The sequence below is a fragment of the Prosthecobacter sp. genome (genome assembly GCF_044227185.1).
GTDB lineage: Bacteria > Verrucomicrobiota > Verrucomicrobiia > Verrucomicrobiales > Verrucomicrobiaceae > Prosthecobacter.
This window is the reverse complement of sequence record NZ_JBGAFO010000006.1, coordinates 71,964-87,732: the sequence shown is the minus strand read 5'-3', so window position 1 is coordinate 87,732 and position 15,769 is coordinate 71,964. Positions and strand designations below refer to the sequence as shown.

Below are 15,769 nucleotides of genomic sequence, written 5' to 3'. Positions count from 1 at the left end.
TGCGGTGATGCCGCCTGCCACGTGCTCCGCTGCCTGCTTCTGCCGCGGCTACTTGCGCTGGGGCACGGTGGCGCGCAGGCCGGTGAACTGCACGGGCCAGGGGCCGCTGCCATTGGGCACCGAATAGCCGGGCGTCACCGCGTCGATCGTGAGCGTGGTGTCAAAGGTGAAGGTGGCGCCAGCGCCCGCCCGCGAGCCTGCGGGAGAAAAGCGGAAGGTGACATTGCTGCTGCCGGAGCCTTCATGGCGGATGTTCGTGGGGCGGCTGTCGCGAATGTTGGCGTTTTTGAACCACAGGCCCTCCACGCCGGTGAGTTTGAACTCATCTCCTTCATCCGTGCGCAGGCTGGCCACCACGTGGCTCATGTGCTCAGGGATGGACATGTTTGTATGCCCGGGGTCCGTCTGCACCAGGGAGGCGTACAGCTCTTCATTGGGCGGCGGCTTGCTGGTGAGGCTGAAAGTGACCTCGACCTGCCCTGACTTCAGCAGCAGAAGCTTGGTGAAGCGCGCCGTGAGGTACTGGCTGCGCACGATGCGCCCGTCATCGCCTGGCGGCGGAGCTGGCGTGGCTGCTGGAGCAGCGGGAGTCGGCGCCGCAGCCGGCGGCATGGTGGCAGCTACGGCAGCCGGGGCGGAGGCCTGCGAAAAATAAAAGGGCTCCAAAAAACTGCCGCTGTCCCAGGTCCGCTGGGAGCCCTGGGTCAGCCGGGCCACCTCCGTGCGCACGCTTTGCAGCAGGTCGGTGTGCTTCTGTCCGGCGGGCAGAAATTTCGCCAGGGCCTGCGCAAAAGGAGAATGCCCGGCAAGGCCGCCTGCACCCGCGGCGAGCGGCTGATCCTGCGCGGCAGCGCCCGGAGCAGCGGCAAAGGCCACGATGAGATCTCCGCGGATGTTCATTTCCGCCAGGCCCGCGCCACGCACGCCACGCGTGGCCCATGAGTCATCCGGCTTCTCCCGGCAGCAGTCCAGAAAGACAAAGGAGTGCGCGGCGCCGCTCTGCAGCAGGGTGGTGGTGAGGGTCTCGGCCTTGATGGCTTCCTCACCGATGAGGCTGCGGCGTTCCAGCTTCGCATTGCAGCCCAGAAGATAGTTCTCGCGCTCAAACTCGATGCCGTGCCCCGCAAAGTAGGCGACGGCGGTGTCTCCGGGATGCAGCGCATCTTCCAACTGCCCCAGCGCGGCCTCCATCTCGGCGCGGGATGCGTTTTCGACGGTGATGACCTTGAAACCAAGCTGCTGCCTCAGCGTGGCGGCGATGAGGCGCGCGTCTGCCACGCAGTTTTTCAGCACCGGCAGCCGTCCCCCGGATGCATAGGCATCATTGCCGATGACGAGTGCGACGCGCTCCGCCGCGCCGAGGACGCAGGAGCCGAGGAGAAACAAAGACAACATCAAAGAACGCGGGTGCATGGCAGGCAGTGAGGAGAAGGTGAGTGATCTATTCGGTGAGAGATTCCGGACGCTTCCACAGGGGCTTGTCCGCACCGGTTTTTTCCAGGGCGGAGACGCCGGCGCGGAGGTCTGTGCGCAGGGGAATGCCTTCCGGGGTGAATGAGGGAACTTCCTGCGCCGCCACGAGGCCAAACGGGTGGCGCTCTCCGCGTGAGGCGCGCCTGCCGTCCTCACGCGAGCTTTGGCGGCCACCCGCCACGGGCCGGGCTGCATGGCTGCCGTCAGTCTGGGCCAGAACGGAAGTCTCGGTGCTGGTGCTGCGCGCGCCACCGGACTTGCCTGCCGCGAGACGCCTGCCGCGCCCCGCTGATGCCTGCGGGGCAGCCGCATGCACGGGGGCGGAAACCCGCGGCGCGGGCGTGTTTGCCGCCACGGTGGCCGCAGAAACTTCGCGCCTATCAGAAGCTGGAGGCAGCGATGGCACCGGCGCTGGCGTGCGCTCTTCCCCGGTTCCCTCCATGCCGTCGTACCAGCCTTCAGGCGCGCTGCCGCTGTCGATCGGATGCACTGGATCTGGATGGATGGGAGCGATCACGAAATCTTTTTCCTGCTGTTTGGCCGCGGGGGCGCCCGGGCTGCCTCCCAGGATGAAGGCGAGCAGCAGAAGGCTGCCGCAGGCACCCGCCAGGATGAGGGCGGTCCGCTTGCGGTGCAGTGCCTCCGGCTGGGTGGATGCGGGTGTATCTTGGGGCATGAGGAGCGGGTTCATTTACGGTATCAGGGTGGTGGTTCCCCAAGGAAAAGACAAGCCGCCGTGCATTTTCCGCTATTGCGCACCCCACGTCATCCTCCTAATCTCGCGCCCGCATGGGAAAAAATCATCAAGACGTCTTGAAAACAGCCACGTACTGGCTGGAGCTGAAAACCGCCTGGGGAAAGTGGCAGGAAGGCGAGCCGATGCCCGCCCTGTCTGACGCGGCCACGGCCTACTTCCAAAATCTATGCTTCTCCCTCTTCAACGAGCTGCTGGACCAGCGCGGGCAGTGCTACGAAGGCGTGCCGCGCATGCGCGGCGGCGAGGAGGCCTGGGCCCACGTCTTCCACTACCTGGTGGCCAAGCGGCCGCGGGCGCGGCTGCGCGTGCTCGATGACATTTTTCTCAGGGCGCGCCAGAAGGCCCAGCTCACCCCGGGCCTGAGCCACCTGGAGGAGCTGAAGCAGCAGATGGGCTGGATCTTGAACCAGTTTGAAATGCGCATGCGCGACGCCGTGCGCGCCTACGCACGCGAGTACGGCACCGGCAGCCTGCAGGGCAGCACCACCTCCAGCGACAAACCGCTGGCCCCCGGGGGCGATGACAGCGCGGGAGAGCGCACCCTGCTGGATGTGCTGGAAAGCGTGGATGAAGACTGGGGCACCGAAATGGAGCGCCGCGAGATCCAGGCGCTGGCGCAGGAGGCGGCCACGGGCTTCTTCCCCGGGGTGCGCGCCCCGTTTAAGCTCAGCCTCTTTCTCCGCGCCCTGCGCCGCCGCCGTGGCGTCATCATTTCCGTGGGGGACCCCATCGTGGTGGCCGCCGCCGGTGTCGGCAGGGCGGTGTTTGCCCAGGGGGCGGTGGACTCGCTGACAGCGCTGATCCAGCATGTGGCGGCGCTGCCCGTGTGCCAGGAGCTGGACCTGGCGGGCAAATGCTATTTCGGCAATCATGCCACCCTCTTCCTGTTTGACCACACGGAGGTCTGGGTGTGGGCGGCGGCCTGCGTGAAGGAGATCATCGAATCCCACGGCAGCGGCGGCGCCGCCGCCGTGGAGCGGCTGGCGGCCTTTGCAGACCTGCTGCGGGAGCGCCTGCTGGAGTCCGGCGCATTGCTCTCGGAAAAAGAAATGCAGCCTCTCTTTATGACATTGGAAACGGCCCGTCAGAACCATCGCCGTTAGAAAAAGAAAGCCATCCAACATCCTTTTATGAATTCAAAACAACGCCTGCGCTCGTGGTCCGAGGAATGGACCGCGTACCGTTCCATGGCCGCCACCCCAGTCCATGCACCCGCCCCGCCCGACCCAGCCGCAGCAGACGCGGAGAAAGGCGGCGGCTTTTTCACCGTCGGCATCGGAGACATTCCCGGCACCCTGCTGGACAGGCTGAACTCGGCCATAGCCCTGGACGACGCCCAGCGCGCCCTGCAGGGAGAGAAATTTACCGTGGCGGTGACCACGCCTGGAAAAGGCCTCGTGCCCATCCAGCGCGGGCAGGTCCGCCAGCTCAACCCCGAGCTCAAACCCGCGTGGACGCGCCCGGTGCACGTGCTGGTGCTCACTGTGGAAGCCGGGCGGGACCGCGCGCTGGTGGCACCCTTTGGCCCCCTGCATGAGCCCGCCTTTGAGGCAGAACTCAGCACGGAGATCGAAGACGAAAGCCTGGCCGTGCTTTGCCTCTGGAACGCCACATGGATGCCCCTGCCCTGTCTGGCCCATAGCTGGTGGCTGATGGACTGCTTTGAAGAACTCCTCCAGGAAGCAGCCGCCCTGCGGAAATCCCTCGCTGAAAAAAAGGGTGCTCCTCCTGCGCTGCGAGAGCGCACCGGCCCGCCGCTCATTCACCCACAAGACCCGCGCCACGCCTACGTGGACTCGGAGGAGGATTTGCTGGACGATTTGAGCCAGGATATTTGATTGATGGCAAGCAGGCGGACCCCTTTCATTCGCCCGCATCTCCACCTCCCCTTCCCCTTTCCTGCAGCAGAGGCCATGAAGGCAGTTTTTCACCCGCTCTCTCACCTCATTCTTTTCACCGCCCTCTGTGCCACCGCCTGGGCGCAGCCGTCGGGAGGCGGGCGCCATGCGCTGATTCTATGCAATCAGAACTACCAGGCCATCGGCCCGCTGCGCACCACGCTGGCGGAGGCGCGGGAGGCGGAGAAGACCCTCGCGGGCCTGGGCTTTGCCGGACACATCACCGTGGTCACGGATGCCACCACCGCAAAGATGACGGAGGCCGTGGACACCTTTGCCGCAAAGACGGCCGGAGCGGAGGTGGCGCTGTTTTTCTACGGCGGTCACGCCATTCAGGCAGGCGGGGAAAACTACCTCCTGGGTGTGGACAGCGACCCCGCCACCAGCAGCCAGCTAGCCTACAAGGCGCTGCCGCTGGGCCGCGTGCTGACGGACCTGGAAGGCTCCGGCTCGCGCCTGAACCTCTTCATCCTGGACTGCTGCCGTGACAATCCGCTGCCCACCCGCGGGCGGAATGTGGGCGGCGTGCGCGGCATGGCGGCGGTGGCCAATGCACCGAAGGGCACCTTCATCGCCTACGCAGCGGATGCAAACCAGCAGGCCTGGGATGACCACGGCAGCATCGGCTTGTACGGCAGCGTGCTGTTTGAAAAAATGAAAACGCCCGGCCTGCGGTTGGAGGACATTTTCATTCAGACGCGCGAGGAAGTTTCAAAAATCGCCACGGAAAAATACCAGCACCAGCAGGAGCCTGCGGAGTACAGCAAGGTGAGCGGGGCGTTTTATTTTTCGAAAGATCCTCAAGGATCCACAATTCCAGTCACGATTCCGAGTGCTGTGACGAATACCACTCAACCTATCGGAACAGCGGTGCAAATGACCTCAATCAATGCCGAAAAAATTACGATGCTGCTCCGGGGGGGCGATGGTGGGGTTTTCCAGATTCAGCAGCTCAAACCGCAGAAAAGCACGTGCTTCAAACAACTTGGAGAAACATTCGATTTTAATCGAAACAGCATCACCCCAAGATACAAAATCACATCAACAGGTAGGCGGGTTGAGTCAAATCCAACCCTCGGCGCCATGGATGTTTACACGGTGAAGGTGTTCGACTCGGTCTCGGGGAAGGAATTTGAACTCATTCAAGGTAAGGAAACCGAGGTTCCGTAGCAGCGTTCGAGCAGCCTTGTCACATGTCTGGCCTTTGCGGGTACTTTTTTACCATCAAACAACTCCCATGCTGCACTTCACGATTTTCCATCTCATGCCTCCCACGGCTCTCCTGGCGATGGCTTTTCTCTGGCATGTCAGCGGCAGGCTGCCGCGCATGCTGCTCTGCCTGGCCGGCTTTTCATGCCTGCTCACCGCACCGGTCTCCGCCGCGCGCGTGGCGCTGGTGATCGGGAATGGCGGGTATGCGGCCGACAAGCTGCCGAACCCGCCGAACGATGCCGCTCTAGTGGCGAAAGGTCTGGCGCAGGCGGGCTTCCAGGTGATCCAGAAAACCGACCTGGGCCGTGAGGGAATGACGACGGCGGTGCGCGAGTTTTCAGACGCGCTGAAGCCGGGGGATGTGGCGCTGTTTTTCTACGCCGGTCATGGCATGCAGGTGAAGGGGGAGAACTTTCTGGTGCCGGTGGACGCACCGCAGGGGATGAAGGAGTATGAGGCGGAGCACAGGAGCGTGTCGGCAGGCCTGGTGCTGGATGCCATGGCAGAGAGCCGCAGCCAGCTCAACATCGTCATCCTCGACTGCTGCCGGGACAATCCCTTCGCGCGCGGCTGGCGCAGCAACACAAAGGGGCTGGCGGAGATGAAAGCGCCGCAGGAAACGGTGATCTGCTACGCCACCGCGCCGGGCACGGCGGCGAGTGATGGCGAAGGCAGCAACTCCCCCTACTCGCAGGCGCTGGCGCAGGAGCTGCTGCGGCCGGGGCTGAAGCTGGAGGAGGTCTTCAAAAATGTGGCGCGGCGCGTATTTGAGACGACGAAGGGCGCGCAGCGGCCGTGGATCAGCCTGGATGTGCTGGGAGATTTTGCCTTCGTGGAAGGTACACGCGCGCCGATGGTGCCTGCACCCAGCGTGCCGGCGCCAGCAGTGGTCACGCCCAGCGCGCCGCCCACGGTGAAGCCCGCGCCCACTGCCCCGCAGCCTGCCACTGCGAAGAAACCGGTCCGCTGGAGCAAAGGCATCTTGCAGGCGGAGCTGGTCTCTTTGACGCAGCAGTCAGACGTGCAGGCCAGCGTGGTGATGAAGGTGACGAACACCTCCAAGGACAAAGTTCTTAAAGTGGGTTATGACTGGCTGAGACCCGAAGTTCAATATTTCTCCGTCGCCAGTCCCCAGGGCTCTGATTTGTTCACCGCGGCAGGCGCTCACCTGAAATGCGTTTCTGCGAGCGGCATTGAATGCGCGATCTTTCCCAACGGCTACTCGGTGTACGATGGCATGTTCGGAGGTCCGCGTGAGATCATCGATGGCGTGACCGAGATTGGTCCGCAGGAGTCTGTGACGCTGAGCATTGACTACGGCCTGACCAAGAAAACGGATGGCGGCAACGGTCCATCCTCGCAGTCAAGGACTGGCGCAAATCATCAACTGGGCGTTTCATTATGGTTTTCGGAAGTCTTCCAGCGCGGCTTCGGCAAGCCCGCGCGCGCCACGGTGCAGTTTGAGAACATTCCACCGTCACCATAAGCATGTGGCTGCGCGGCGGCGGCAGCCCCTGTCTCTGCCTGACAGCATCAGGCATCCATCAGAACGCCTGTTGTCATTTAGCTGCCAGCAGCCATGCCAGACACTGCAGTCAGCCAGCGAAGGGTGACGCCCAGGCATCTCGCACTCCTGCGCCAAAAGCGTCCAAAAAGGCTCATCTGCACGAAGAGCACTCCAAAAAAGAAGCCCCGCTGTGAGGCGGGGCCTGTTTCTTGACTCACTTAAAATAGAAGATGGTGGGCAGGGCTGGATTCGAACCAGCGTAGGCGTAAGCCAGCAGATTTACAGTCTGCCCCCTTTGACCGCTCGGGTACCTACCCATTCTCCTTTCGAAGTGGGCCGCGATTATGGAGTCGTAGCCCTGCTTTGCAAACGCTTTGTTCCGGTGTTTTTTGCTTTCTTTCGCTTCTCCTCAGCGGCGGCGTTTGCCGCGGCGCTGGTGCACGGGCTTGATGATGGGGTTCCGGGCGTGCAGCACCTTGAAGCCGCCGGTCTCCACGACCTTCTCCATCTGCGCAAAGGTCTCCGTGAGCAGGTTCTCATACGGAAGCTGGCGGTTCGCCACCATCCAGAGCTGCCCGTCCGGGCGCAGGGCCTGCGCGGCGGCGGCGATGAATTTGAGCCCGATCAGGGGATCGGCGTCCTTGCCTTCGTGAAAGGGGGGATTCATGACGACGGCGTCGAACTTGGTGCGGTCAAAGCCGAGGGTGATGTCCTGCCAGTGCGGGTGCGCCTTCACGCGGGTGGGCACCAGGCCGAGATTGCGCCGGGCGCATTCAAAGCAGTCGGCATCGGCGTCGTAGATGTCGAGGGTGTCGATGTCGTGGCAGTGGCGCAGGAGGTGGTCGCTCAGGAAGCCCCAGCCGCAGCCGAAGTCGGCCACGTGTCCGGCAATCGTTTCTGGCAGATGCTTGACGAGAAGCGCCGAGCCTTCATCGATGCGGTCCCAGTTGAAAAGCCCGGGGCGTGACCAGAAGCGGCCGTCCAGGATGCGGCGCATCACCGCGCCCTGACGCCAGCGTTCCAGCAGCTCGGCCTTCCAGGGTTTGTCCTCCTGCTTCGTGGCCCAGAAGACGCGGCTGTGGTGCTTGGAGAGGGAGTCCACCGGGCCGGCGGCGACTTCGCGCAGGTACTGCTCGCAGCGCTTGCTGCCGGCGTCGTTGTGCACGGCGGCCATCAGCACGCCGCCCGGGGCCAGGTGATCGTGCGCACGGGCGAGATCGGCCACCATGAGGTCGCGCTGCGGATCGGGAAGGACCAGGACGAGGTCAAAGAGCCCGTGCGCCTCGCGCTCCACACGGTGTCCGGCGGCCTGAAGCTGATCCGCCCGCGGCCTCCAGGTCTGCTGGCAGACCAGGCGGCCTTCAAAGTGCTGCAGCGCGGGATGCTCCTGCGCACGAAGAAAGAGCACACGGCCCTCGGTGCTGATGTCAGGATTGACATCCAGGGCGTAGATGAGGGCGTCGAGGGCGTGGGACACAGAAGAAAGGTAAAAGATAACTATTCAGTTCCCCGCCGAAATGGGCAAGGTGAAAGGATGCTCTTGGAAAGCGAAAAGAGGGCGGCCCATGCCCGCAGGAGCGATTCTGGCGTCGCCCTCTCCCCCTCACCCAGCCTCTCCCCGAAGCAAACACAGAACTGCGAAATCCGGGGCGGGGAGAGGAGATTCGCGCTGGGACGCTTGAAACTGAATCGGAGTTGCAACGCGTTTCCCCTCTCCCCGTCGAGGACACCAAAGCTCACCATCGCCTTCGGGGAGAGGAAGGGTGAGGGGCGGAGATATAGCAAATCTCAAAACTCATTTCTGGAATATGAGGTGTAGAAGCGGCGGAGCTCGATGTAGATCGGTATTCCGATACCGATGCGGTGCCGACGCGGTATCGGAATACCGCGCTACAACACGCTGCGCAGCACAGCACGCACATTTCGGAAATGAGTTTTGGAAAACGCTATAATCTTCCTTTTGCTGCCGAAGCATACCGCCAGCATCGCTTTCAAAGCAAGCTCGTCACGCTTCACAGCGGTTTGCACAGGCCGGCCTCGAAGTTTGCATCGATCTCCGCACAGATTTTATCAAACCTTCCCGCAGCCACATCCTGCTCGATCTGTTTGTCCCATTGGTCGGACTGGTACTCAGTAAACCAAGCTGTGAATTGCTTCAGTTCACCGGAGCTGAGCCCGGTGATTCGCTGTTTGATCTCCTCCAGAAGCATGCTGCATCCTCCCACAAACGACAGCCGACTGCAACCTCCTCCCGCTACAGCGCCATGCGCAGCAGGTACGGCGCGGCAAAGGAGGAAAAGGCGAGGAGGGCGAGCCCGATGCCGGCGGCGGCGAGGCCGATGATGAGCACTTCGAGCACCTTCACGCTGATGAGCGAGACACGCGACACGCCCACGTCCTCCAGCGTGGCAAATTCGCGCTGGCGCAGGCGGAAGGAGAGCGCAAACACCAGCGCGGTGACGAGCAGCGCGGCCGTGGCGGTGAGCAGCAGCGTCCCGGCGGCGAAGCCTTCCAGACGCACGAGCTGCGTCAGCAGCGCCTCCATCTCATCGCGCGGGCGGATGAGCTGCTGCTCCTTGGAGCGGGCAAACTGCCCGGCCAGCAGGGCCTCGGCCTTCGCATCCTGCGGTATGAGGATCACCGCGCTGATGGGGTAGGTGGAGACATCGCCATGGAAGTGAAAGGAGGCGATGTTCGCATCGGTGACCTCATTGAACATGCGCACCGCGGCGTTGCCCACGAGGGTGCCATCCTCCTCTTTTTTCAGCACCACGGCCGCGTCTTTTTTCAGGTCGTCGTGGCCGTGGGAGCGCCCTTCGATGAGCCACGCGGTTTTCAGATCGACAAACAGCGCCTCGTCATCCGGCGTGCCGTTCGGCGTGAGGATGCCCGTCACGCGCATCTTCAGCGGGTACACACCGGCCATGTCAAAGGCCTGCTCCGGCGAGGAAAAGATATGCCCGCCGGGCTGGAGTCCGCGCTGCTTTGCCAGGGCGGCGCCCACCACGCAGTCGCCCAGCCGGCTGAGCTGTTTGCCAGCGGCGAGCTTCAGCCCGCGAAAGGGGAAGTACTCCAGCTCCGTGCCCACGATGGGCGCGCCCTGCGCCTGGTAGCGCACATGCAGCGGGATGGCCGTGGCCGCGGGCCCCTCGTGGTGCCGCAGTTCGGAGAGCACGCCAAACGGCAGTGGCAGCAGGTTTTCGCGCTTGAAGTACAGCGCCGTCATCATGAGGTCCAGCGCGCTGCCGCGCGTGCCCACGATCTGCGGCGTGGCGGCGGCGCGGGCGCGCAGCTCCTGCTGCGCATGGGTGATGAGCACGCGCAGGCAGAGCGGCAGCGCAAACACGAGCCCCAGCGCACCGGCCAGCAGCGCGCTCTGCAGGCGGTGCCGCAGCACGTAGCGCATGGCCAGTTGAAAGGCGGCCTTCATGCGGTGGCTGCGAGGTCCTCCATGCGCAGGGTTTGATCAAAGAAGGACAGCAGATTCGGATCATGCGTGACCATCACGAGGCAGGCGCCGCGCCGGCGCGTGTCTTCCAGCAGCATGTCCACCACGATGCGCCCGCGCGCGGGATCCAGCGAGGCGGTGGGCTCGTCCGCAAAGACAAACTGCGGCTCATGCACCAGCGCACGCGCCACAGCCACGCGCTGCCGCTCCCCCTGCGAGAGCTGGGAGACGCGCTTGCCCAGGTAACGGTCAATGTGCAGCCGCTGCGTCAGTTCCAGCATCTTGCTGCGGGCCGCGGTCATTCCCTCCCCGCGAAACTGATGCGGCAGCAGGATGTTTTCCGTGACGGTGAGGTAGTCCAGCAGCGCGAAGTCCTGAAACACGAGCCCGATGTGCTGCAGGCGGAAGGAGCGCCGCGCCTCCGTGCTCATGGCATGGAGATCCGCCGCGCCCAGGCTCACCTTTCCCGCACCAGGAGTCAGCAGTCCGGTGAGCAGCCGCAGCAGCGTGGACTTCCCTGCTCCGCTCGGCCCCGCCAGCGCCAGCGCCTTCCCCGCCGCGAGTTCCAGCCGCGGCACATGCACGCGAAAGCCATCGCCGGAATAGGCGAAGCGGAGATCAGAGACCTGAAGGCCTGCGGCGGTTGTGGCGGTGTCTGCGGACATGCAGGCCTACTCTTTAAAGCAGCAATCCCGCGATACAAGCGGTGCAATAGCACGCCAGCAAACCACCGAGCATGGATTTGAGGCCGAGCTGCGCGAGATCCGCGCGGCGCTCCGGCACCAGCGCGCCGATCCCGCCGATCTGAATGGCGATGCTGCCGAAGTTTGCAAAGCCGCACAGCGCGTAGGTGGCGATGGCCGCGCTGCGTGGTGCCAGCGCCGCGCCCTGCTCGCTGAGGTGCTTGTAGGCAAAGAATTCATTCAGCACCACGCGCTCCCCCAGCAGCGTGCCCACCTGGCCGCACTCAGACCACGGCACGCCCATCAGCCAGGCGCAGGGGGCATTGAGCCAGCCAAGAACCAGTTGCAGCGGCTGCGGCACATTTTGCCCGAAGACCCGCAGGCCCAGGGAGAGGAGGTAGTTAAACAGCGCCACTACCGCGACGAAGGCGACGAGCATCGCCACCACATTGATGGCCAGCTTCATGCCATCGCTCGCGCCCTGGCAGAGCGCGTCGATGCCGTTCACCGTTTCACGCTCGATGACTTTGTTCGCCCCGTGCGCCGTCTCGCTGGCCTCCGTTTCGGGGATGAGAATTTTCGACATCATCAGCGCCGCCGGAGCGCTGATGACGGACGCCGTGAGCAGATGCCCGGCGGAAATGCCAAACGACACGTAGGCCGCCAGCACACCGCCCGCGATGGTGGCCATGCCGCCGACCATCAGGCAGAGCAGCTCGCTGCGCGTCATGCGCAGCAGGTAGGGCTTGATGACGAGCGGGGCCTCGGTCTGGCCCATGAAGATGTTCGCCGCCGCCGCCAGGGTCTCGCTGCCGCTGGTGCGCATGACACGGCGCATCACCCACGCCGCCGCTTTCACGACCATCTGCAGCAGTCCGTAATGATAGCAAAACGAGGAGAGCGCGGAAACGAGGATGATGGTGCCGGTGATCGTCAGCGCCAGGATAAAGCCGTGGTCCGCGCCAAACGCGCCCTGCAGCGTGGTGCGCCCGCCCAGCGGCCCAAACACCAGCCCCACGCCCTCATTCGCAAATTCCAGCAGGCGGCGAAACATTTTGTCCAGCAGCGCAAAGGCATCATGCCCCATCTGCGTGCGGAGAATGAGCGCGCCAAACACAAGCTGCAGCGCCAGCCCCGAGAGCACCACCCGCCACGGAAACAGCCGGCGTTTTTCAGACAGCGCCCAGGCCAGCACCACGAAAACGACCAGACCAAGAAGGCAGATGAGACGGGACATGATGGGGCCGAGAGTGGGTCAGCACAGCGATGTGGTCAAGCGCTCAGCTCGCCCGAGGAGCCACCCCACACACTCCAGGGCGTCCTCGCCCGTCATTCCGCGTCTCAGAGTGGATCACCGCCTCGGTCGCTGACCGTCAGGGGCCGGCTGCAGACCGGGACCTCCTTTTTAAACGTCTTGTCTATTTTAAACTGTTTGCTTATATGCATCTGAAATTAGGTGCTAGCTTTTTTATTCACACACATCCGAAAGGAGTCCTCAAATGACTATCAGCGCACAAAACAATGGTTTCTCAGTAAAAGCCTATCAGGGGGATGCCCGAACACTCCTCGCCTTCAATCTTTCGAAAGCGAAGACCAAAAACCTGGCGGGATTTACAGTGCAGTATCTGGCCGGCGGCGAAGGCCCCTTCTATTTGCAAAACAAACTCCGTTTTGAAGACCCGTCCCAGCATGTGCAGGACGCCACGCAGCCGCCCACCTCCAGCCTCAATGCTCCCATCCACAAGTTTCGCTGGATTCATGTTCCAGGCTCCCACAATCAGGGCACGGATCCGTTCTTCGGCACTTATGCCTACACGGTCACACCGCGCTACTTTGATGCCCACGGTTCACTCCAGGCCATCGACCCGGCCCTGGGGGTGACTCTCAAGGTGGATGTCAGCCCCTTTCAAAAAGGCAGGGTGGCGCTGGGCTTTGCACGGGGCTTCATGCAGTCCCAGGCCTTCGTGCATCATTTCGGCCCCAGCGCTCTGACGCGGCCGAAGGACCTGCTGTTTGACACCTCCCAGGAGGCGGGAAAAAACAGCCAGGGTGAGACCTTCACGTATGCGGACGAGTACCACTGGCTGGGTTTCACCGCACGGAAGCGTGTGTTTGACATCCTGACCGAAGCGCTGAACAACCCCGGGCTCACGCTGGATGTTTTTGCCTACGATCTCAATGAACCGGACGTGCTCAAAATCTTTCTGGAACTGGCCAAACAGGGGCGTATCCGCATCATCCTGGACAATGCCGCCCTGCACTCCAGCAAAACCAAGCCGACACCGGAGGACCGGTTTGAAAAGCTTTTCACCAGCGCCGCCGTCGCGCCCGCCGAGATCAAACGCGGCAAGTTCGGCCGCTTTGCCCATGACAAAGAGCTGATCGTGTCTGACTCCAAGGGCCCGCTCAAGGTGCTCACAGGATCGACGAACATGTCTGTCACCGGCATGTATGTGAACTCCAATCATGTGCTGGTCTTTGACGACCGGACCGTCGCCAAAAAGTACTCGGAGGTGTTCAACCTGGCCTGGGACCAGGAGCCCAAAGGCGTGGGGTTTGCCAAGTCCCCTCTGGCTGCGCAGGCCTTTTCCTTCAGCGGGGCAAAACTGCCGCCCATGGAGGTCCAGTTTTCGCCGCACACGGAACCGGTGGCGCAGGCTGCTCTGCAGGAGATCGCCGACCGCGTCACCAGGGAGGGCAAGACCAAAAATGGCAGCGTGCTCTTTGCGGTCATGGACACGGGCTCAGGCAGCGGGCCGGTCTTTCCCGCCCTGAAAAAGCTGCACGGCATCACGAGCATCTTCAGCTACGGCATCACCGATACCACGGATGGCATCGCCCTCTACGAGCCTGGCAAAAAAGGAGGCGTCCTGGTGACGGGCAAGCCCGCCAAATCCATCCTTCCTCCGCCTTTTGACCAGGTGCCCACGGTGGGGCTTGGCCACCAGGTGCATCATAAATTCGTGATCTGCGGCTTCAACACCCCCGACGCCGTCGTCTATTGCGGCTCCTCCAATCTGGCCCTGGGTGGCGAGGAGAATAACGGAGACAATCTCATCGCCATCCATGACAGCGATATTGCGACAGTCTTCGCCATCGAGGCCCTGGGGCTGGTGGATCACTTTGAATTCCTCGACCGTGTTTCGACGCATGCGAAGGCAGCGGGGAAGGTGCCAAAGAAAGCGACGGCGGCCACGGTTAAAGCCGCCACCAAGTCTTCATCCAAACAGCATCAGGCTGCGAACGTCGGCTGGTTTCTGTCCACCACGAGCGACTGGGCCCAGCCCTATTACGACACCAACGACCTGCACTGCGTGGACCGCCTGCTCTTCGGCTGATCCGTTTATGCACTGCTGGTGATTTCCTACCTCCGGTCAATGTCCCAGCCGCTGTGGCCGAACTGGTAAGGTTCGTCGAAGCGCCCTTTGCCCGGAGTCCAGGTGGAGGGAAAGGCCTCCTTCACCGCGGCGTGGTATTTTTCAGGATGATCGGGAAATTGAAACGGCACGCCGGGTGTGGCGCGGATTTCCTGGGCGCTGCTGTTCAGCACGGTGGGCTGCACCACCCACTTTTTGCCGTTGGGATAATAAAACTGCTGCGTCCCGTGGTGGTAGTAGGCCTCGTAGCGCGGGTAGTAGGTGTAGTTGCCGGAACTGCCCATGCGGGGCGCGAAGGCGGAGAGCGCGGACGGGTACCCGTACCCAGGGGTTGGCATGCCATAGCGGACAGTGCAGCCCGCAAGCAGGCCCGCCATGCAGACGAAAAGAAGGCAGCGCAGAATCATGCGCAGATGCTTAGCGGGATTTCGCCGCAGGGCAATAAAGCGTGAACAACGAAAAAACTTCCGTCATGGCCCGGAGCTCGAGCATCGAGCCTTGACCTCTTGACCATTCCTTGACCTCTTGACCTTCCCCATGCCCACCCCTTCCCCCACCGCGCCCCGCACCGTCCTCGTCACTGGAGCCTCCACCGGCATCGGCGCGGCCTGTGTGCGCACGCTCGCGGGCCGCGGCTGGCGCGTCTTTGCCGGCGTGCGCAAAACGCAGGATGGCGAGGCCCTCGCCGCAGGAGCGACTGGACAAATTGTACCCGTCATCCTCGACGTCACCAACCGCGAGCAGATCCAAACCGTGGTGCAGGAAATCAGCGCCCAGTGCGGTGCCGCAGGCCTGCAGGGCGTGGTGAACAACGCCGGCATCGCCCTCGCGGGACCGCTGGAGTTCATGCCGCTGGAAGCTTTTCAAAAGCAGTTTGAAGTCAATGTGCTCGGACTCGTGGCGGTGACGCAGGCCGTCATGCCGCTGATCCGCGCCAGCCGCGGCCGCATCGTGCTCATGGGTTCCAATTCCGGCTTCATGTGCGAGCCGTTCCTCGCCGGCTACGGCGCCACGAAGCATGCGGTCGAAGCCATCGCGGACTCGCTCCGCATCGAGCTCCGCACCTGGGGCATCGAGGTCGCACTCATCGAGCCCGGCGCGATCAAGACGCCCATCTGGAGCAAGTCCCGCGAAGCGGCCGAGCGCCTGTTCGACGGCATGCCGCCGCAGTGTGAGGAGCTCTACGCCACACCGATCACCGCGCTGCGCAAGATGGTGGAAAAAGTCCCCTCCATGGCCATCCCTCCCGAGCGCGTGGCCAAAGCCGTGACGCACGCACTGGAGTCCCGCCGCCCACGCACCCGCTACCCCGTCGGCCTCGACTCCATCGGCGGCTCCCTGCTCGTAAAAGTGGTGCCCGACCGCCTGCGCGACTGGATCATCCGGAAGGTGATGGGGCTTTGAAGGTGGGAGG

Annotated in this window: 14 protein-coding genes and 1 tRNA gene; 6 read left to right on the top strand and 9 right to left on the bottom strand. The window is 63.2% G+C overall.

What is annotated here, in order from left to right; translation table 11 throughout:
* Positions 1 to 48 precede the first annotated feature (48 nt).
* On the bottom strand, positions 49 to 1,413 hold the full coding sequence (locus ACILSQ_RS15305) for a caspase domain-containing protein (protein WP_395744521.1): 1,365 nt from the start codon (positions 1,411 to 1,413) through the stop codon (positions 49 to 51).
* Between the two features lie 28 nt (positions 1,414 to 1,441).
* Complete coding sequence (locus ACILSQ_RS15300; protein ID WP_395744520.1) at positions 1,442 to 2,164, bottom strand: hypothetical protein; 723 nt, start codon at positions 2,162 to 2,164, stop codon at positions 1,442 to 1,444.
* Between the two features lie 122 nt (positions 2,165 to 2,286).
* Between ACILSQ_RS15300 and ACILSQ_RS15295 the strand changes: the two genes are divergently transcribed.
* The 4 genes from ACILSQ_RS15295 to ACILSQ_RS15280 all read left to right on the top strand — a co-directional run bounded on the left by ACILSQ_RS15295 (position 2,287) and on the right by ACILSQ_RS15280 (position 6,826).
* Positions 2,287 to 3,333, top strand: coding sequence for a hypothetical protein (locus ACILSQ_RS15295; protein WP_395744519.1), 1,047 nt, complete (start codon positions 2,287 to 2,289; stop codon positions 3,331 to 3,333).
* Positions 3,334 to 3,360: 27 nt separating this feature from the next.
* Positions 3,361 to 4,068, top strand: coding sequence for a hypothetical protein (locus ACILSQ_RS15290; RefSeq protein WP_395744518.1), 708 nt, complete (start codon positions 3,361 to 3,363; stop codon positions 4,066 to 4,068).
* Positions 4,069 to 4,143: 75 nt separating this feature from the next.
* The gene (locus tag ACILSQ_RS15285; RefSeq protein WP_395744517.1) at positions 4,144 to 5,298 is read left to right on the top strand and encodes a caspase domain-containing protein; all 1,155 of its coding nucleotides are present in this window, start codon (positions 4,144 to 4,146) and stop codon (positions 5,296 to 5,298) included.
* Positions 5,299 to 5,392: 94 nt separating this feature from the next.
* Complete coding sequence (locus tag ACILSQ_RS15280) at positions 5,393 to 6,826, top strand: caspase family protein (protein WP_395744516.1); 1,434 nt, start codon at positions 5,393 to 5,395, stop codon at positions 6,824 to 6,826.
* Positions 6,827 to 7,078: 252 nt separating this feature from the next.
* Here the strand turns inward: ACILSQ_RS15280 and ACILSQ_RS15275 are convergent.
* The 6 genes from ACILSQ_RS15275 to ACILSQ_RS15250 form a co-directional block, all read right to left on the bottom strand.
* A tRNA-Tyr gene (locus ACILSQ_RS15275) sits at positions 7,079 to 7,164 on the bottom strand.
* 92 nt (positions 7,165 to 7,256) lie between these two features.
* A complete protein-coding gene (locus ACILSQ_RS15270) occupies positions 7,257 to 8,324 on the bottom strand; it encodes a class I SAM-dependent methyltransferase (RefSeq protein ID WP_395744515.1) in 1,068 nt (355 codons plus the stop codon).
* 535 nt (positions 8,325 to 8,859) lie between these two features.
* Entirely contained in the window at positions 8,860 to 9,057 is a 198-nt protein-coding gene (locus tag ACILSQ_RS15265) for a hypothetical protein (RefSeq protein WP_395744514.1), read from the bottom strand.
* A 44-nt stretch (positions 9,058 to 9,101) separates the two neighbouring features.
* Positions 9,102 to 10,277, bottom strand: coding sequence for an FtsX-like permease family protein (locus ACILSQ_RS15260; protein WP_395744513.1), 1,176 nt, complete (start codon positions 10,275 to 10,277; stop codon positions 9,102 to 9,104).
* Positions 10,274 to 10,960 carry an ABC transporter ATP-binding protein gene (locus ACILSQ_RS15255; RefSeq protein WP_395744512.1) on the bottom strand — a complete coding sequence of 229 codons (687 nt, stop codon included), beginning with the start codon at positions 10,958 to 10,960 and terminating at the stop codon, positions 10,274 to 10,276. Before ACILSQ_RS15255 ends, ACILSQ_RS15260 begins: the two co-directional genes overlap by 4 nt.
* A 13-nt stretch (positions 10,961 to 10,973) precedes the next feature.
* Positions 10,974 to 12,215, bottom strand: a complete 1,242-nt coding sequence (locus ACILSQ_RS15250; protein WP_395744511.1) for a NupC/NupG family nucleoside CNT transporter — start codon at positions 12,213 to 12,215, stop codon at positions 10,974 to 10,976.
* Between the two features lie 262 nt (positions 12,216 to 12,477).
* Here ACILSQ_RS15250 and ACILSQ_RS15245 point away from each other — a divergent pair, with 262 nt between their 5' ends.
* Positions 12,478 to 14,316 carry a phospholipase D-like domain-containing protein gene (locus ACILSQ_RS15245; protein WP_395744510.1) on the top strand — a complete coding sequence of 613 codons (1,839 nt, stop codon included), beginning with the start codon at positions 12,478 to 12,480 and terminating at the stop codon, positions 14,314 to 14,316.
* Positions 14,317 to 14,342: 26 nt separating this feature from the next.
* On the opposite strand, the gene ACILSQ_RS15240 is transcribed toward ACILSQ_RS15245, so the two are convergent.
* Complete coding sequence (locus ACILSQ_RS15240) at positions 14,343 to 14,762, bottom strand: hypothetical protein (protein WP_395744509.1); 420 nt, start codon at positions 14,760 to 14,762, stop codon at positions 14,343 to 14,345.
* Between the two features lie 130 nt (positions 14,763 to 14,892).
* Here ACILSQ_RS15240 and ACILSQ_RS15235 point away from each other — a divergent pair, with 130 nt between their 5' ends.
* Entirely contained in the window at positions 14,893 to 15,759 is an 867-nt protein-coding gene (locus ACILSQ_RS15235; RefSeq protein WP_395744508.1) for an SDR family oxidoreductase, read from the top strand.
* Positions 15,760 to 15,769: the final 10 nt, after the last annotated feature.